Source organism: Ruegeria sp. BB10 (genome assembly GCF_056535725.1).
This window is the reverse complement of sequence record NZ_JBQFIW010000001.1, coordinates 2,373,779-2,389,650: the sequence shown is the minus strand read 5'-3', so window position 1 is coordinate 2,389,650 and position 15,872 is coordinate 2,373,779. Positions and strand designations below refer to the sequence as shown.

The window sequence follows — 15,872 nt, the reverse complement described above, 5'->3', positions numbered from 1 at the left end:
GCCTTAGGGGCGCAGATCGTCTTCGTCTTCGTCCTCGGCCCCGCCTTTGGGCAGGTTGAAGAAGCTGTCGGCGTCGATGACCGGCTCTTCTTCTTTCTCTTCCACAGGCTCGTCAGACAGCGAGAAGGTTTCCAGACCTTCGATGGCGGTCGGGATCTTGGGTGCTGCGTCCATTTCCAGCGACTGTTCGGTCGAAACCAGCTTGCGGCGTTCGTCATCGCTCATGACGCCACCTTCGGCTGCCTTCTTGGCCGCGGCTTTCTGAACGATGGCGTCCAGCTCGGATTGCTTGCACAAGCCCAGCGCAACCGGGTCGATCGGTTGCATGTTCGAAATGTTCCAGTGGGTACGCTCACGGATCGACTGAATGGTTGGCTTGGTGGTGCCCACCAGCTTGGCAATCTGACCGTCGCTAAGCTCGGGGTGGAATTTGACCAGCCAAAGGATCGAGTTCGGACGGTCCTGCCGTTTGGACAGCGGGGTATAGCGCGGACCACGACGTTTTTCTTCACCGCTGGCAGCTGGGTTGAACTTGAGCTTCAGCTTATGCAGCGGGTTGCCCTGCGCCGAGTCGATCTCATCCTGGGTCAGCTGGTTGTTGGCGATGGGGTCGAACCCTTTCACGCCCGCGGCCACGTCGCCATCGGCGATGCCTTGCACTTCCAACTCGTGCATGCCCACGAAATCCGCGATCTGCTTGAAGCTGATCGTGGTGTTGTCCACCAGCCATACGGCTGTTGCCTTGGCCATAAGCGGTTTTGCCATCAGCCCGTCTCCTATAAATACATCTGTCCCGTCGCCGGAATTCGGCGGCCCCGTGGCTTTGGGGCAGGTTTCCGTTGTCGGGGAACTTGGGGCCTATATAGTCGCGGCAAGGCAAGAAGGGAAGAGGCGAATGCGCTGGGTGATTTTGTGGGTCTTGAGCGCGGTCGCCGCACTGGCAGACGGAGAGAAAGCCGGTGAATTCGACTATTACGTCCTGTCGCTAAGCTGGTCGCCCAACTGGTGCGCCCGCGAAGGCGATGCGCGCGGGTCGGACCAATGCGATGCGCGCCATGATCACGGTTGGATATTGCATGGGTTGTGGCCGCAATATCACCAGGGTTGGCCGGCGTTCTGTCGCACGGCTGAGGCACCGCCGACACGTCGCAAGACACGCGAAATGATGGATATTCAGGGCTCTTCGGGTTTGGCGTGGCACCAGTGGAAAAAGCACGGAACCTGTTCGGGGCTGTCCGCGCCCGACTATTTCGCGCTGTCTCGGGAGGCTTATGACGGAGTCGTGCGTCCGCAGGTGTTCCGTCAATTGGAGACATCGGTCAAATTACCCGCCTCGGTGGTCGAAGAGGCGTTTTTGAAGGCCAATCCCGGTTTAGAGCGGGACATGATCACAATCACCTGCAAACAGGGCTATATTGAAGAGGTCCGTCTGTGCCTGTCGCGCGACCTTAATCCAGTGCCTTGTGGCCGCGACGTTATCCGCGATTGCACAGCCAAGGACGCGCTGTTCGATCCGATTCGTTAGAGCTTCCGGTTCTGGCAGTCGCGGGCATAGTCCAGCGCTTTGGCGGTGCCCTTGAGATCAATCGCCATCACCACCTCACCGGCCGGGTTATAGACGGTCATGGTTTTGTTCTGCGCGATGGCGTTGACGAAACTGCGGTCGGTGAAGAACACTGTCGCGCCCGGCACATCACGCTGATTGAAGCCGATGGCAGTGGCATCAAAGCTTTTACCATCGAGTTCGAAGCGGATTGGGTAACTCTTACCCTGCTCAATATCGCCCCAGGCCTTGTTGTAGACGGCGAAATACCCGCGATTGTCCAGCGCGTCATAGCCGATACGCACCACCGAGAGATCCTGATAGATCGTCTGGATCAGACACCCGTTGCCAAGCGCGGGGTCCATCATGATGTTCCAGCCTTCGACAAAGCCTTTGTCGATGAGTTCCTGCGACCAAGCTGCAGTTGCGGTGAAGGCGGCGATTGTGAGGGCGAGAAGGCGGGTCATGTGTTGGCTCCGGCAGATAGATTTGTTTTGCTATAGTTAAAAACAGCTTACGGTGAAACAGGGTTGGAGTGTTGTGTAGCCAAAACACTTGAGGTGTGCCCAATTAGGCCAGCTAACGTACGACGCCAGTTTTCAGTGTCAAATTTGTCAATGTTTCCAAACTTGAAATACCAAACCGCCGCAGAGAAACAGCGATAAACATTCTCGGTGTTTCGGTTGAGTTCATTATGCACTGAAACAACGAGCTTTTGCTTCCAACAGTGAACCCCTGAATATAGCATTCTTCTGTATTGGTTGGTTGGCGCATCACTGTCTCTGCAATTTCCTCAGGAAGCCCCTCGAGAGTTGGTCGCGTCACTCTTTGATCGCTAATTGTATTTTGCCCGGAATAAAAAGAAACTTATATCTTCTAGGATTCCCCTGAGCTGAATTCTATTTCTTTGTTGCTGTCCAGTATTTCCAGAGTCATAGCGATTGAAAATATGCCAACAAGATCGCTTTCATTTTCAACATTAAGCCCAACGGAAAAGTCTCCGTATGAACTGTTGAAAAGTGGTCCAGATACCGCCTGAGTTATTGTTCCAATTTGAAAGAAAGCGGCCATAAATAGATTGCAGAGTTTCATGCTAAATCTGGGTTCTTTCGTGGAAAGTGAATGGTATAGATCGGAGAATGCCCTTCCCCTGTCGGCTTTTGCAAGGTCGAACTCTTATCCAGTTTTGTATGTGTCCCGGCGCGGAACAATTTGTCTTTGCGATTTCGGAAAGTGACTACAACTCTTTCCGCGCCCTCAATGCCGCCGTAATCGTCCCGTCATCTAGATAATCCAGCTCTCCGCCAATCGGCACGCCTTGGGCCAGCGAGGTCAGGCGGACCTGTCCCTCCAACTGATCGGCGATGTAGTGGGCGGTGGTCTGGCCGTCGACGGTGGCGTTCAGGGCGAGGATGATTTCGGTGATCCCCTCGGCTGTCACGCGGTCTTTGAGGCGGGGGATGCGCAGTTCGTCCGGCCCGACCCCGTCCAGCGCCGATAGCGTGCCGCCCAGAACGTGATAGCGGCCTTTGAATACGCCTGCGCGTTCCATTGCCCACAGGTCGGCCACGTCTTCGACCACGCACAGCTCTCCGGTCGCGCGGTCCTCGCTGTCGCAGATGTCACAGATATCGGTGGTGCCCACATTGCCGCAGTTCAGGCATTCGCGGGCGGTGATGGCAACCTGCTGCATAGCGTCCGACAGAGGCGTCAGCAGCAGGGCGCGTTTGCGGATCAGGTGCAACACCGCGCGGCGGGCCGAGCGGGGGCCGAGGCCCGGCAGCTTGGCCATCAGATCGATCAGGTTGTCAATATCGCTGTTCGAACTCACCGAGGGTGCTCCTGCAAATGGGCCGGGCAGGGGCGCCCGGCCGATGATCCGTCAGGAGGGTGTATCAGAACGGCAGCTTGATGTCTGCGGGCAGGCCCATGCTTTCGGTCAGCTTCGCCATTTCGGCCTGTGCGCGTTCAGTCGCTTTGGTTTGTGCGTCCTTGATGGCGGCCAGGATCAGGTCCTCGACCACTTCCTTGTCGTCGCCGTTAAAGATCGATGGGTCGATGTCCAGACCTTTCAGCTCACCTTTTGCGGTGGCGGTGGCCTTCACCAGTCCTGCACCGGATTCGCCAACGACCATCATGTTGTTCAGCTCTTCCTGCATGTCGGTCATCTTGGCCTGCAAGTCCTGCGCGGATTTCATCATCTTGGCCATGTCGCCCAGACCGCCGAGTCCTTTGAGCATCGGTATTCTCCTGTGTATCGCTTTGTCGCCTAAATACGGGCGGTACCCGTGTGGCACAAGGGGGTGGGGTTGCTCCCGCCCGTCGTCAGGGTCTTTGAAAGACCTTTCCTCCCGTTGGGCCCGGCAGCGCGGGCAAAGCCCGCGCTGCCGGGCCCAAGGCCGCTCAGAGCGATCGGCGTCAGCCGATTGCCCGTGGCGGGCGCGGGAGGATTTCGGGTGTGTGTGTTGAAGTGGCTCAGTCTTCCTCGAACGGGTCCCATTCGTCTTCGACCTCGGGCAGGGCTTCGGTTTCTACCTTGGCTGCGCGTTGCTCAGGCGTTTCGATGCTTTTGATCCGCGCCTTCGGGAACTGGGCCAGAACCGCCTGCACCAGCGGGTGTTCGCGGGCTTCTGCCTTCAGTGCTTCCTCAGCCGCGTTTTCCTTTTCATAGATCGTCTCGCCGCCGCCTTCGTTGACGACAGTGACTGCCCAGCGGTTACCGGTCCATCGCTGCAGGGCGGTCCCCAGACGTTGCGCCAACTGGGCCGAGGCACGCTGGGTCGGTTGGAATTCGATACGCCCGGGTTGATAGGCTGCAAGCCGCAAAGACCGCTTGACCTCATCCAGAAGCACGCCGTCCCGGTTTGCGCGGATTAGTTCGACCACATGATCGAAGGTCGGATAGCGTGCCAGGGCGGCCTGCACATCCTGCGCCAACGCCGCGCTGGGTGCGCCGCCGCCCCCACCATGGGCGGGAGCTGCATAAAAAGATGCCACCGGCGCTTGCGTCTGAACCGCGGCATGCGATGGCGCCGGTATCCCGCCACCGGGTCCGCCATTTGGCGGTGGGGGCGTGTCTTGCAGACGTTTGATCAACTCTTCCGGGCTGGGCAGGTCTGCCACATGGGTCAGCCGGATCACTGCCATTTCAGCTGCCATCATGGCATTCGGGGCCGCCGAGACCTCTTCCAGCGCTTTAAGCAACATCTGCCACATCCGGGTCAGGACGCGCATCGGCAGGGCTTCGGCCATTTGTTGACCACGCGCGCGCTCGTCCGGCGAAACGGTGGGATCATTGGCTGCGTCTGGCGTGATTTTAACCACAGAGACCCAATGGGTGATCTCGGCTAGATCGCGTAGCACGGCCAGCGGATCGGCTCCTTCGGCATATTGCCCGCCCAACTCGGTCAGCGCGCCTGCAGCGTCCCCGCGCAGGATCATGTCCATAAGGTCCAGTACCCGACCGCGATCAGCCAGGCCCAGCATCGCGCGGACCTGATCGGCGCTGGTTTCACCCGCACCGTGCGAGATCGCCTGATCCAGCAGCGAGGTCGCGTCCCGGGCCGAACCCTCGGCTGCACGGGTGATCAGCGCCAGCGCGTCATCCGCGATCTGAGCGTTTTCCGCCGCCGCAATCTTGCCGAGCAGACCGATCATGTCCTCGGGTTCGATCCGGCGCAGGTCGAACCGTTGGCAGCGCGACAGAACCGTCACTGGCACTTTACGAATCTCGGTGGTGGCAAAGATGAACTTCACATGCTCGGGCGGTTCTTCAAGCGTCTTGAGCAGCGCGTTGAACGCGCTGGTCGACAGCATGTGGACCTCGTCGATGATATAGATTTTGTAGCGCGCGCTGGCGGCGCGATAGCGGACACTGTCGATGATCTCGCGGATATCGTTCACACCAGTACGGCTGGCGGCGTCCATCTCCATCACGTCAACGTGGCGGCCTTCCATAATGGCCACGCAATGTTCGCATTGGCCGCAGGGCTCAGTCGTTGGCTTGCCTTCACCATCGGGGCCGATGCAGTTCATGCCCTTGGCTATGATCCGTGCCGTGGTGGTTTTGCCGGTGCCGCGAATGCCGGTCATGATGAAAGCCTGCGCGATCCGGTCGGCCTCGAACGCATTTTTCAGCGTGCGCACCATTGCGTCTTGACCGACGAGATCGGCAAAGGTTTCCGGGCGGTATTTGCGGGCAAGAACCTGATAGGCGGGGCTGGGCGTGTCGTTCATATCTGCTCTGTCGGATTCGGGTTCCGATGCAGCGTAGAGACCCCTGCCGCCCGCGTCCACAGCAGGCTTGGGTGAATTTCGGTTTGCAGCACAATTTGCACGCCTTAGAAGCGAGTATTAGGGAGGGTCCGTAGTGAGCCAGTTCGCACTTCATTCAGTTCAGATTGGAAACGGCACCGTTGCCTTGTCGCCCCTTCCGGGGCGCGGTGGCGGGTATACGCGGGACTTGGGAATGATCCGCGACTGGCAGCCGGATCTTGTGATCTCGATGACCACCGAGGTCGAAATACTGCAAGAGGGCGCAAGCGGGCTTGGCGAAGACCTGCACGCACTCAATATCGCATGGGTGCATCTGCCGGTTGCGGATTTCGGTACGCCGCCTCCTGAGGTTGACGCGGCGTGGGGCAGTGTCAGCCCTGCGGCGACTGATATCCTGTCCTGCGGGGGGCGGGTGCTGGTGCATTGCCGGGGCGGCTGTGGCCGGTCCGGGATGATCGTGCTGCGCCTTATGGTCGAGCATGGCGAAGACCCCGAGACAGCGTTGGCCCGTTTGCGGGCGGTGCGGTCCTGCGCCGTCGAGACCGACGGCCAAATGGAATGGGCAGCCCTTGGGCGGACGCGCGGCTAGATCAGAGCGCCACCTGCCGCTCTGCCTGTGCCACCGGGTTGGGCGGGATCGCTGTGACCTCAAGCATGGCGCAGGGGGGGGTGGTTAGCATGCCTGCGGGGCGCATGGTCACATCCTGGCCGAACATCATATCTGCGTAAGCATCCAGCGACTCGAGGGGCGCATCCTCGCTTGTTCCACAAAAGACCCGGATCAGGTCTTTTTGTGCGCGAAACCGTGCGCTGCATCCTTGCGTGCAATAAGCCAGCTCAGTGCTGCCGTCGAACTCAAAATCAGGCGTCGTCGCAGGAACGACCGCGTCCATCGCCTGCACGATCGCGCGCGCCATCTGTGCCAGCGCCGGACAGGTTTTTCCTGTGCGTTGGCAAACGGTTGCGGTAAATTGGTGTGTCTTTGTCTTCCAGATCATATTGCGCCCTCCGCGCGTGGAACGGGGGCATGGATCAGGTGTGGCAGCGTGCTGACGACCTGCCCGGACACCCCTTCCGAGTTTCGGTTTCTTGTTCGATGGCAGGTCTCCTGACTTGCGGGTCGTTGCGTTGCCGACCTTCCCAGCCTTGCGGCCAGTGGTGTTTCGGCATTGCTCACCGCTTACAGTTGCGGGGGCAGTCGCGGCCTTGGTTCGTTCCGGTATTCCGGGCAGAACCGCACCGTGTTCCCTTTTCATCCCGCCCCGGGGACCGGGGACGAGAACCATCACCCAATCGCTAGCGGGTAGGGGTGACCTGAGTCAAGCCGCCTTTTGGTGGGGCAAAGTGGACGCGTGGTCATGCGGAAACAGGATTGACTTAGGGTGGCAAAAGATGCCGTTTGGGGTGGTGAACTAATCGGTTCAGATTGAGGGCGCCATGCTGGATACCGCACAAGCTGTTTTAACCGAGGATTTTCAGTTTCCTTCTGGTTCGACCCAACTGTCGGCTCGGTTGTACCTGCCGGTGGCGGAATCTGGGATCGCAGTGGTGATCCACAGCGCCACCGGGGTGCCGCGCGACTATTATCAGCATTTCGCACGCTGGTTGGCTGCGGAACATGGCATTGCCTGTCTGACCTATGATTACAGCGATTTCGGTCATTCGCAGAGCAGGCCATTGAAGTCAGCTCAGGCCACGATGGCGGATTGGGCGCTGATCGACATGCCTGCGGCTCGGGCCGAGATGCGCAGGCGATACCCCGACGCGCAGCACTGGAGCATCGGCCATTCCGTCGGCGGTATGCTGGGGCCGATTCAACCCGATATTGATCAGATCGACCGTATGATCTGCGTCTGCGCCGGGCCGGTGACTGTGTCGGACCATCCCTGGCCTTATCGGGCGTTGGCTTTGCTGTTTTGGTACGGACACGCGCCCCTGGCCGTAAAAGCGCTGGGTTACCTGCCGGGCAAGGCACTAGGATTCGGATCGAACCTGCCTGCCAGCGTCTATTGGCAGTGGCGCCGCTGGTGTACTGCGCCGCGCAACTACCTGCCCGAAATCGGCGTGTCCTTGCCCGAGGCCCGCTGGGCACAGTCAGACACACCAGTGGATCTGTTCAGCTTTGAGGATGACGATCTGGTTCCAAAGAACGCGGTCTGGCGGCTGGCTGATCTGTACGGGCCCAACGCACGCCGCCATTTGTTGTCTCCGGCCGAGTTCGGACTGTCCGAGGTTGGCCATATCGGTGCCTTTGCCCGGCGCAATTCGGCTGTCTGGCCACGGTTGATTGCCTAGGCCTGTTCGCAACAATTCAATGTCGGAAGTTTAAGTGAGAGGTTGGACATCGACCCAAGCGGGGCTCGTTGTGGCTGCTTCCTTCCGGACCTGACCAGGTTGGCGAGGCGCTCGCCCGCGCCAACCTCTCGGGGTCTGATATAGGCAACGGGCGCAGGAAACACAACCCGTCAGAGCGTCAAACGGATCAGCAAAAAGCCCTCATCGTCTTCTCCGACGACGTGGGGGTCATATTCTTCAAGCTCGGCAATGTGGGTTTGTGCCTTCGGGCCGGTTCTTAATAGCGCAGTCGCGCCCTGCATCGAGGCAAAGCCAAAAGGATAGGGCGCATACTGCAAGGGATCTTGCGGCAGCGCGCCGGACAGATAGTCCTGCAAGACGCGCTGAACAGGCAGGTTCGGCAGCGCGATGGGCTCGGCCTGATCAACAAAGGGAAAGTGACCCCCGCCATTGGCACGGTAACTGTTCAGCGCGACGACGAACCGTTGATCGGCCGCCATCGGTTGACCGTCAAAGCGAATGTTGCGAATGCGCCGGTTGACGGGGTCGATCAAGTGACCGCCAGCGTCGAACCGAGCCGGCTGAGAGAGATCAAATTGATAAGTAAGTCCCTGTATAATATCAAAATTATGCCCCGCCCTGTTGATGTCGACCAATGTGGTCTGATGTCCCGGCGTAATCTGGTTGAACACGCCTGCAGACATCTCAAGCCAGTAGCTGATCTGCTCTCCGGTGACAACTGCCGCCTGCAGCTCATTGGGAAACGCATACATGTCGTTGACATGGCGCAGGCATATCTGGCCGGGCGGGACGTCGGTGAAAAACCGGGGGCCGGCACGCCCCCCGAACTTTGAAGGCGCGGTCGCGGACAGAACAGGAAAATCCGCAAATGACGTGTCCTGCAGATAGGGCCGCAGGGCTGCTGCCTGGGCCGCGGCGGTCAGAATCAAACCTCTGTCCGGGGCGCAAAAACTGAAATAGCTGTGCAAATGCTGATCGGTCTGGCCAACGGGTTGCGCCGTGCGCCGCCGGGTTTCCGAATGGCCCCGGGCGAAAAGGCGCGCCAAAACAGGGTCTTCCTGGATAAGCTTGGGTGAGCCGTCGGGTTTGGTTGGGCATATCGAACGCAGACTGACGCGATGATCCTGAACGGTCCAATGGCCATTTCCCGCCCTGTCCAATGTCAGGTCGATCACCCCCAGAAATGACCCGGACGCACCGGGCATGACCACCGGCTTTCCGTGAACCAGACCCCGATTTGCATCGACGTGCTCAATCCCGTCATGTGTGTTTCCGGGCAGTGTCAGATGTGAATGCCCGGCAATCAGCGCATCAATTCCTTCGATACCGGCCAGCGGGATGACGGCATTTTCCAAACCCGTTTCCGGTTCGGCCGACCCTATCCCTGTATGCGCCAACGCAAGGATCAAATCGCAACCCTGCGCTTTCAGATTCGTCACTTTTTGTGCGGCGCAAGTCAGGATATCTTCGATGACGACCTTGCCTTGTAGCAGGTGTGCTTCCCATTTGGCTGTCTGCGGTGGCAGGACTGAGAACGCACCAATTTTCAGCGTAACATGTTGATCATAATATTTTATTTCTCGATTCAAAATCGCATGATCTTGCCAGCAGGAGGGGGCGTCTTGTCGGTGTGCATTGCTGCAAATCACTGGGCACGCAGTATCTGCAATCACACGGTCCAGCGTTTCCAGTCCAAAGCCGAAATCATGATTTCCGAGCCCGATTGCGTCATAACCCAGCTCGGAAAATGCTTGCATCAGGATGTGCGGTGCATTTTCGGATTGAACCGCCCATTCCCCCAGTGGCGTGCCTTGCAGTGAATCTCCGTTGTCGCACAGAACCACCAGAGCACCCTGCGCTTCGGCCTCGGACCTGGCTGCGCGGATCAGGCTGGCGGTGCGGGTAAAGCCGATTGAGGGGGCGGGGGTGTCCGAATAATAATCGAAGCCGCATAGATTCATATGCAGATCGGATGTTGCCAGAACCCGTATCTTCAGTGGCGCGCGGGACGGGAGAAGGGGATGTGTCAAATTTCTACTTCTGGCGGTTATATGCTAATCATTTTCTCCAAAAAGTATACTAAATGCAACTTGCATAGCGTGCTTTTAGTCAATTGACGGCTTCAAGTTTTCGGGTGGTGCGAATTGGCATTGCAACATTGGCATTGCAACAAAAGGGCAGCCGTGGCAGCCCTGTGCCGACGACCCAAGGGAATTCCTATGAAACACGCGGAACTGGTGACATTTGGCAGCTCGGGCCTTGATCGCGCGGCGCATATTCGAGGGAATGCAGACCATTTGGCGCAGGTGCGCGCGCATCCGCAAGCGACCTGCCTGTTGCTGTGGCGTGGTAAGCCGCTGGTTCAGGGGGAAGCACTGGACCGCTTGGGGTTGATTCCCATAACCCACGGACTGGTACAAAACGGCCCGGGCGGCAGTATTGAAGAACCTGTATTTCTGGGACTTTCAGACGGTGATCCGGTTTTTGCGCTGGATATCTCGGGCTGGTCCCCCGAGGGGCTGGACATGTCGCAGGTCGGTGCCTTTATCGACCCGTCGGAACAGCAGCACCCGGACCTGCCAACAGGCCATGTCTTTGCTGAGTTGCGCCGGATCATGACCCGACTGTCTGCCCGCGATGCGGAATTGGCTGCGGCCGCCAAGGCCGTTATTGGCTGGCACGAAACGCATCGGTTCTGTGCCCGTTGTGGTGCACCCAGCGAAGTATCCCAAGCTGGATGGCAGCGCAGTTGCGCCGAATGCGGTGGGCAGCATTTTCCGCGCACCGATCCGGTGGTCATAATGCTGATCACCCATGGGGATTCGGTATTGATGGGGCGGTCACCGGGCTGGCCCGAGGGGATGTATTCCCTGCTGGCTGGATTTGTCGAGCCCGGAGAAACGCTTGAGGCAGCGGTTCGACGTGAGGTGATGGAAGAGGCAGGCGTGCCGGTTGGCCCGGTCAGCTATCTATCCAGCCAACCCTGGCCATTCCCGGCCTCGCTGATGTTTGGTTGCGCGGGTGAGGCGTTGTCGCGCGAGATCACCATTGATCCGGTGGAAATCGAAGATGCAATGTGGGTCAGCAAGCCCGAGATGATGCAGGCCTTTGCCGGAGAACACCCGGTCCTGCTGCCAGCTCGCAAGGGGGCCATTGCGCATTTCCTGCTGCAAAACTGGCTTGCGGATACGCTGGACTGACAAAATACTAGGCCAATAGACAAGAGACCCACGAACCATCATGCAGTTTACAGCACGCGAAGATATCGAAGCCCCGATCAATGCGGTGTTCGAAATGGTCGCTGACTTTGAGCGGTTCGAACGCATGGCCATGCGCCGGGGGATCGAAGTAAGGCGCATGTCGGGTCATATGGGTGTTGTGCCCGGTACGCAGTGGGAAACCGAGTTCAACCTGCGTGGCAAGCCCCGCCATGTTGCGATTGAGATGGCTGAATGCGACCCGCCTGCTTTGATGCGGTTTCAGGCAGCAAGCAAGGGCATGAACGGGACAACAACTGTTGAGTTTCTGGCCTTGTCGCAGCGCCGCACCCGCTTGAGTGTCGAGATGGCGCTGGCGGCGAAAACGCTGCCGGCCCGGTTGTTGCTTCAGTCACTGAGACTGGGCCAGTCGCGGTTCCGACGACAATTCCAACTGCGGCTCAGCGAGTTCGCGCGCGAGATGGAAGAACGCCATCTGCACGGTTCCTGACAGGAGGCAAATGGACAATCTGATCATCCGACAGGCCGGTTTGGACGACGTCCAAGGCATTTCAGACGTGTTGCATGAAATTACTGCTGCCGGAAAACGCAGAAGACCGAGTGACCCGGGCTTTGTACTGACGAACTATGTCGGGCACCCGGATCAGTTGACATGTGTCTTGGCACTCAGCGAAACCCGACTTTTGGGGTTCCAGTCCATGAAACGGGCGGTCGCAGCCAATCCTTACGGAGTACAAGTCGGCTGGGGAATCATCGGTACCCACATTCGACCCTCGGCCGCGCGTTGCGGGGTGGGGCGGGCCTTGTTTCAGGCGACATTGAAGGTTGCCAAAGAGCAGGGCATTCCCGCCATCGACGCCACCATTGCGGCAAGTAACGCCGAAGGTTTGGCCTATTACGCCGCAATGGGGTTTATCGATTACAGATCACACGAAGGGGCTGTGTGCAAAGCCTACACAGTTAAATGAAACCAGGCGCTTACCCGCGCGAATGCGCTGCGGGATAGACGCCCAGTACTTCGACATTGGTGGTGAAATGCTCCAGCTCTTCCATGGCCAGCTGCACGTTGCGGTCTTCGGGGTGTCCGACGATATCGGCATAAAACTGGGTCGCGGTGAATGACCCGTCGACCATATAGCTTTCCAGCTTTGTCATGTTGATACCGTTGGTGGCAAACCCGCCCATCGCTTTGTACAGCGCAGCCGGAATGTTGCGCACCTGAAACACGAAACTGGTGATCATGCCATGCGGGCCGCGTCGGGACATGTCCGCCTGCCGCGACATCACCAGGAACCGCGTGGTGTTGTTGTCCTGATCTTCGATGTGACGGGCCAGCACGTTCAGCCCATAGATTTCGCCCGCCAGCTCACTGGCCAGTGCCGCAGAATGCAAATCACCTTGCTCCGAGACCTCACGCGCGGCGCGCGCGTTGTCGGGGCTGACACGGCCGCGAATGTCGTGTTCTTTCAGAAAGCCTGCGCATTGCGGCAGTAGAACCAAATGCGAATGCGCCTCGGTAATATCTTCAAGCGTTGCCCCGGGGACGGCTAGCAGATTGATATGCACGCGTACAAAGGCCTCATCAATGATGTGCAGCCCACTATGGGGAAGCAGGCGGTGAATATCCGCCACCCGGCCATAGGTGGTGTTTTCGACCGGCAGCATCGCCAGATCAGCATCGCCTGACCGAACCGATTCGATCACATCTTCGAAAGTACGGCAGGGCAGGGCCTCCATATCGGGGCGTGCATTGCGGCAGGCCTCGTGGCTATAGGCGCCTGGTTCTCCCTGAAATGCGATACGATTGCTCATTTGGTCGATTCCGTGCAACAAGTTCTAGAATTGGGCGTTTAGTCGCGGTGTCTATACCTTGCCTCTTGCAAGGGGAAGCCTTAGACACCCCGCAGACAGCTGAAATGGACTCGCGATCAATGTTCGACACGATGACAGTTACCAAGGCCGCCGCAGGCCTGTTTGGCACCTTCCTGGTGCTTCTTCTGGCCAAATGGGGTGCCGAAGTTCTTTACCATGCGGATGGGCATGGTGAGACAGCCTCTTACATTATCGAAACCGAAAGCGCTGGTGAAAGCGCCGACGGTGAAGAGGTGGTCTTCGAAGATATGCTGGCCGCCGCCGATCCGGAAAAAGGCGCCCGTGTCTTCCGTAAATGCACCGCCTGCCACAAGCTGGAGGACGGCGCAAACGGTACCGGCCCCTACTTGTACGGTGTCGTAGATCGCCCGGTTGCATCAGCCAACGGCTTCACCGGCTATTCAGCCTCGATGCAGGCCCATGGCGGCAATTGGACTCCCGAAGCGCTGGATGCGTTCCTCGAGCGCCCAAGTGCTTACATCTCGGGTACTTCGATGAGCTTTGCCGGTCTGAAGAAACCGCAAGAGCGCGCCGATCTGATCGCGTATCTGCAGACCATCGGCAACTGATCGTTTGATCAAAGCATGATTTTCTAAGCCGCTGCCTCGCGCAGCGGCTTTTTTTTGCCTAAGAAAAACTTCACAAAGTGTTCACGCATTCTAAACTTGAACCTGACAGTGCTGGTCATTTAGCTGGCGCGAACAAGATAAAAGACACAACGACCCAGAGGATGAGCAAAATGATATCCAATCGACTTACTGCACAGGCGCGCTCGGTGGATATTAAGGGTTGGTCGCACGCTTTGATGTTCGGGTTGATTGTGGTCATGCTGACATCGGCTCAACTTTTTGCGGAAGAAAAGATAATCAAAAGCCACGGATTCTCGGAATTCGGCGATCTGAAATACCCCGAAGGTTTCGCTCATTTCGACTATGTGAACCCCGACGCTCCGCGTGGGGGAGAGCTATCTTATGCGGCGCAGGGCACGTTCTCTAGCTTGAACCCGTTTACGCGGAAAGGGCGCGCGGGTGCGCGGTCTGCTGACCAATATGAAACCCTGCTGGTCTCATCCTATGATGAGCCCGCGTCCTATTATGGGTTGTTGGCCGAAAGCTTGGAATACCCGGAAAGTCAGGATTGGGTTATTTTCAACATGCGGCCCGAGGCCCGGTTTTCCGACGGCAGCCCCGTGACCGCCGAGGATGTTGTGTTTTCCCACAATCTGCTGCTGGATCAGGGACTGAAGTCTTATGCAGATGCGGTTCGCAAACGTATCCCACGCGCCGAGGCACTGGATGAACACAGGGTCAAATTCTATTTCGCACCGGATATCTCGCGCCGGGCACTGATCTCGCAGGTGGGCGGAACGCCGGTGTTTTCCAAAGCCTGGTTCGAAGCAGACCCGGAAAACCGGCGTCTGGATGAACCGCGTTTGGTTCAGGGGGTTGGATCTGCCCCATATGTTTTGGACAGCTATGACATCAACCGGCGCATCATTTACAAGCGCAACCCCGATTATTGGGGCGATCACGTCAACGTAAACGTGGGTCGCAACAACTATGACACCATCAGGATCGAGTACTTCAGTGACTCGATTGCCGCGATGGAGGGATTCAAGGCAGGCACGTTCACGTTGCGGCAGGAAAACAACTCGAAAAGCTGGGCGACCGCCTATGATTTTCCGGCCATTGCGAACGGCTCCGTCATTCGGGACGAGTTGGCGAATGGAAACGTGCCATCTGCGTCAGGCTTCATCATGAATCTTGATCGCCCACAGTTGCAGGATCCGCGTGTTCGCGAAGCCATCCAGCTTGGTTATAATTTCGAATGGACCAACGAAAGCCTGCAGTACGGGTTGTTCCAACAGCGCAGTTCGTTCTGGGAAGGCACGCACCTTGAGGCGACTGGCCTGCCAGAAGGGCGTGAATTGGAGGTGCTGCAAAGCCTCGGCGATGCGTTGGACCCGGACGTTCTGACCGAGGAACCGGTCAGCGCCCATGAATCGCGCCCGGCGCGTCAGAACGACCGTCGCAACCTGCGCGCGGCGATGAAGCTATTGGACGAGGCCGGTTGGCTGGTTGGTGATGACGGCATTCGCCGGAACGACAAGGGCGAAGTGTTGTCGATCGAGTTTTTGTCGGACCAACCGACGCTGGACCGCATCGTTCAGCCCTTTGTCGATAACCTGCGGGCAATGGGTATCGACGCGCTGTATAACCGGGTGGACAATGCCCAGTTCACGCTGCGCCGCCGGGATCGGGATTTTGACATGATCGTCGGCGGGTATCCGAAATCACTGCAGCCTTCGACTGGCCTGTATCAGCAATTCGGGACCGAGGCGGCCTCGTATTCCGTATTCAACCCGTCGGGTGCGCATGGTCCCGATATTGAACCATTGATCGACAACATCGTTGCCGCCACCGAAAGCGAGGAGCTTTTCGCCAATGTCCGCGCGTTGGACCGTGTTCTGAGGGCTAAGCGGATCATGGTTCCGACATGGTATCTGGGCAAATATTGGGTCGCGTATTGGGACATGTACGAATACCCGGAAAACCTGCCACCCTATGCGTTGGGCGTGGAAGACCTGTGGTGGATCAACGCCAAAAAAGAAGCCGAGTTGAAATCCTCGGGCGCGTTGAGGTAATCCG

At 58.2% G+C, this 15,872-nt stretch carries 16 protein-coding genes, 1 other RNA gene and 1 riboswitch; of the genes, 8 read left to right on the top strand and 9 right to left on the bottom strand.

The features are described from left to right. Positions 1–3: 3 nt before the first annotated feature. Positions 4–765, bottom strand: a complete 762-nt coding sequence (locus ACR3EP_RS12360; protein WP_480638053.1) for a DUF1013 domain-containing protein — start codon at positions 763–765, stop codon at positions 4–6. A 130-nt stretch (positions 766–895) separates the two neighbouring features. Here ACR3EP_RS12360 and ACR3EP_RS12355 point away from each other — a divergent pair, with 130 nt between their 5' ends. Next, the gene (locus ACR3EP_RS12355; RefSeq protein WP_425081834.1) at positions 896–1,525 is read left to right on the top strand and encodes a ribonuclease T2 family protein; all 630 of its coding nucleotides are present in this window, start codon (positions 896–898) and stop codon (positions 1,523–1,525) included. Here ACR3EP_RS12355 and ACR3EP_RS12350 read toward each other — a convergent pair. The 4 genes from ACR3EP_RS12350 to ACR3EP_RS12335 form a co-directional block, all read right to left on the bottom strand. After that, entirely contained in the window at positions 1,522–2,010 is a 489-nt protein-coding gene (locus tag ACR3EP_RS12350) for a hypothetical protein (protein ID WP_170351000.1), read from the bottom strand. The two genes, ACR3EP_RS12355 and ACR3EP_RS12350, sit on opposite strands and share 4 nt — an antisense overlap. 770 nt (positions 2,011–2,780) lie before the next feature. Then, the gene (gene recR, locus ACR3EP_RS12345; RefSeq protein WP_170350998.1) at positions 2,781–3,374 is read right to left on the bottom strand and encodes a recombination mediator RecR; all 594 of its coding nucleotides are present in this window, start codon (positions 3,372–3,374) and stop codon (positions 2,781–2,783) included. Positions 3,375–3,438: 64 nt separating this feature from the next. After that, positions 3,439–3,783 (bottom strand): YbaB/EbfC family nucleoid-associated protein, encoded by a 345-nt coding sequence (locus tag ACR3EP_RS12340; protein WP_170350997.1) that lies wholly within the window; start codon positions 3,781–3,783, stop codon positions 3,439–3,441. A gap of 235 nt (positions 3,784–4,018) precedes the next feature. Further along, positions 4,019–5,779 carry a DNA polymerase III subunit gamma/tau gene (locus tag ACR3EP_RS12335; protein WP_480638049.1) on the bottom strand — a complete coding sequence of 587 codons (1,761 nt, stop codon included), beginning with the start codon at positions 5,777–5,779 and terminating at the stop codon, positions 4,019–4,021. Positions 5,780–5,912: 133 nt separating this feature from the next. On the opposite strand from ACR3EP_RS12335, the gene ACR3EP_RS12330 reads away from it, so the two are divergent. After that, positions 5,913–6,407 carry a protein-tyrosine phosphatase family protein gene (locus ACR3EP_RS12330; RefSeq protein WP_170553050.1) on the top strand — a complete coding sequence of 165 codons (495 nt, stop codon included), beginning with the start codon at positions 5,913–5,915 and terminating at the stop codon, positions 6,405–6,407. A gap of 1 nt (position 6,408) precedes the next feature. On the opposite strand, the gene ACR3EP_RS12325 is transcribed toward ACR3EP_RS12330, so the two are convergent. Next, a complete protein-coding gene (locus ACR3EP_RS12325; RefSeq protein WP_480638047.1) occupies positions 6,409–6,816 on the bottom strand; it encodes a hypothetical protein in 408 nt (135 codons plus the stop codon). Positions 6,817–6,899: 83 nt separating this feature from the next. After that, a riboswitch (cobalamin riboswitch) is annotated at positions 6,900–7,120 on the bottom strand. A 135-nt stretch (positions 7,121–7,255) separates the two neighbouring features. Between ACR3EP_RS12325 and ACR3EP_RS12320 the strand changes: the two genes are divergently transcribed. Further along, entirely contained in the window at positions 7,256–8,113 is an 858-nt protein-coding gene (locus ACR3EP_RS12320) for an alpha/beta hydrolase family protein (RefSeq protein ID WP_480638045.1), read from the top strand. 32 nt (positions 8,114–8,145) lie between these two features. Here the strand turns inward: ACR3EP_RS12320 and ffs are convergent. Then, an RNA gene (gene ffs / locus ACR3EP_RS12315) (signal recognition particle sRNA small type) lies at positions 8,146–8,244 on the bottom strand. Between the two features lie 39 nt (positions 8,245–8,283). Next, entirely contained in the window at positions 8,284–10,164 is a 1,881-nt protein-coding gene (locus ACR3EP_RS12310; protein ID WP_480638044.1) for a bifunctional 2',3'-cyclic-nucleotide 2'-phosphodiesterase/3'-nucleotidase, read from the bottom strand. A gap of 189 nt (positions 10,165–10,353) precedes the next feature. Between ACR3EP_RS12310 and nudC the strand changes: the two genes are divergently transcribed. From nudC to ACR3EP_RS12295, 3 genes are read left to right on the top strand one after another with little or no spacing between them, the layout of a single operon-like run. Continuing rightward, on the top strand, positions 10,354–11,334 hold the full coding sequence (nudC, locus tag ACR3EP_RS12305) for an NAD(+) diphosphatase (protein WP_170553040.1): 981 nt from the start codon (positions 10,354–10,356) through the stop codon (positions 11,332–11,334). 40 nt (positions 11,335–11,374) lie between these two features. Next, on the top strand, positions 11,375–11,842 hold the full coding sequence (locus ACR3EP_RS12300) for an SRPBCC family protein (protein ID WP_170350991.1): 468 nt from the start codon (positions 11,375–11,377) through the stop codon (positions 11,840–11,842). A 10-nt stretch (positions 11,843–11,852) separates the two neighbouring features. Then, positions 11,853–12,320, top strand: a complete 468-nt coding sequence (locus tag ACR3EP_RS12295) for an N-acetyltransferase family protein (RefSeq protein WP_480638042.1) — start codon at positions 11,853–11,855, stop codon at positions 12,318–12,320. A 10-nt stretch (positions 12,321–12,330) separates the two neighbouring features. Here the strand turns inward: ACR3EP_RS12295 and ACR3EP_RS12290 are convergent, their stop codons facing one another. After that, on the bottom strand, positions 12,331–13,164 hold the full coding sequence (locus ACR3EP_RS12290; protein ID WP_170413783.1) for a prephenate dehydratase: 834 nt from the start codon (positions 13,162–13,164) through the stop codon (positions 12,331–12,333). A 119-nt stretch (positions 13,165–13,283) separates the two neighbouring features. Here ACR3EP_RS12290 and ACR3EP_RS12285 point away from each other — a divergent pair, with 119 nt between their 5' ends. Both ACR3EP_RS12285 and ACR3EP_RS12280 read left to right on the top strand, forming a co-directional pair. Next, on the top strand, positions 13,284–13,793 hold the full coding sequence (locus ACR3EP_RS12285) for a c-type cytochrome (protein WP_170351131.1): 510 nt from the start codon (positions 13,284–13,286) through the stop codon (positions 13,791–13,793). Positions 13,794–14,029: 236 nt separating this feature from the next. Then, the gene (locus ACR3EP_RS12280; protein ID WP_480639025.1) at positions 14,030–15,868 is read left to right on the top strand and encodes an extracellular solute-binding protein; all 1,839 of its coding nucleotides are present in this window, start codon (positions 14,030–14,032) and stop codon (positions 15,866–15,868) included. Positions 15,869–15,872 lie beyond the last annotated feature (4 nt).

Excerpts from the sequence above, each read along its gene's own strand:
- nudC (WP_170553040.1), top strand. The coding sequence starts at position 10,354 with ATGAAACACGCGGAACTGGTGACATTTGGCAGCTCGGGCCTTGATCGC.
- ACR3EP_RS12355 (WP_425081834.1), top strand. The coding sequence starts at position 896 with ATGCGCTGGGTGATTTTGTGGGTCTTGAGCGCGGTCGCCGCACTGGCA.
- ACR3EP_RS12325 (WP_480638047.1), bottom strand. The coding sequence starts at position 6,816 with ATGATCTGGAAGACAAAGACACACCAATTTACCGCAACCGTTTGCCAA.
- ACR3EP_RS12350 (WP_170351000.1), bottom strand. The coding sequence starts at position 2,010 with ATGACCCGCCTTCTCGCCCTCACAATCGCCGCCTTCACCGCAACTGCA.
- ACR3EP_RS12280 (WP_480639025.1), top strand. The coding sequence starts at position 14,030 with ATGTTCGGGTTGATTGTGGTCATGCTGACATCGGCTCAACTTTTTGCG.
- ACR3EP_RS12320 (WP_480638045.1), top strand. The coding sequence starts at position 7,256 with ATGCTGGATACCGCACAAGCTGTTTTAACCGAGGATTTTCAGTTTCCT.
- ACR3EP_RS12295 (WP_480638042.1), top strand. The coding sequence starts at position 11,853 with ATGGACAATCTGATCATCCGACAGGCCGGTTTGGACGACGTCCAAGGC.
- ACR3EP_RS12340 (WP_170350997.1), bottom strand. The coding sequence starts at position 3,783 with ATGCTCAAAGGACTCGGCGGTCTGGGCGACATGGCCAAGATGATGAAA.
- ACR3EP_RS12285 (WP_170351131.1), top strand. The coding sequence starts at position 13,284 with ATGTTCGACACGATGACAGTTACCAAGGCCGCCGCAGGCCTGTTTGGC.
- ACR3EP_RS12335 (WP_480638049.1), bottom strand. The coding sequence starts at position 5,779 with ATGAACGACACGCCCAGCCCCGCCTATCAGGTTCTTGCCCGCAAATAC.
- ACR3EP_RS12360 (WP_480638053.1), bottom strand. The coding sequence starts at position 765 with ATGGCAAAACCGCTTATGGCCAAGGCAACAGCCGTATGGCTGGTGGAC.
- ACR3EP_RS12290 (WP_170413783.1), bottom strand. The coding sequence starts at position 13,164 with ATGAGCAATCGTATCGCATTTCAGGGAGAACCAGGCGCCTATAGCCAC.
- ACR3EP_RS12300 (WP_170350991.1), top strand. The coding sequence starts at position 11,375 with ATGCAGTTTACAGCACGCGAAGATATCGAAGCCCCGATCAATGCGGTG.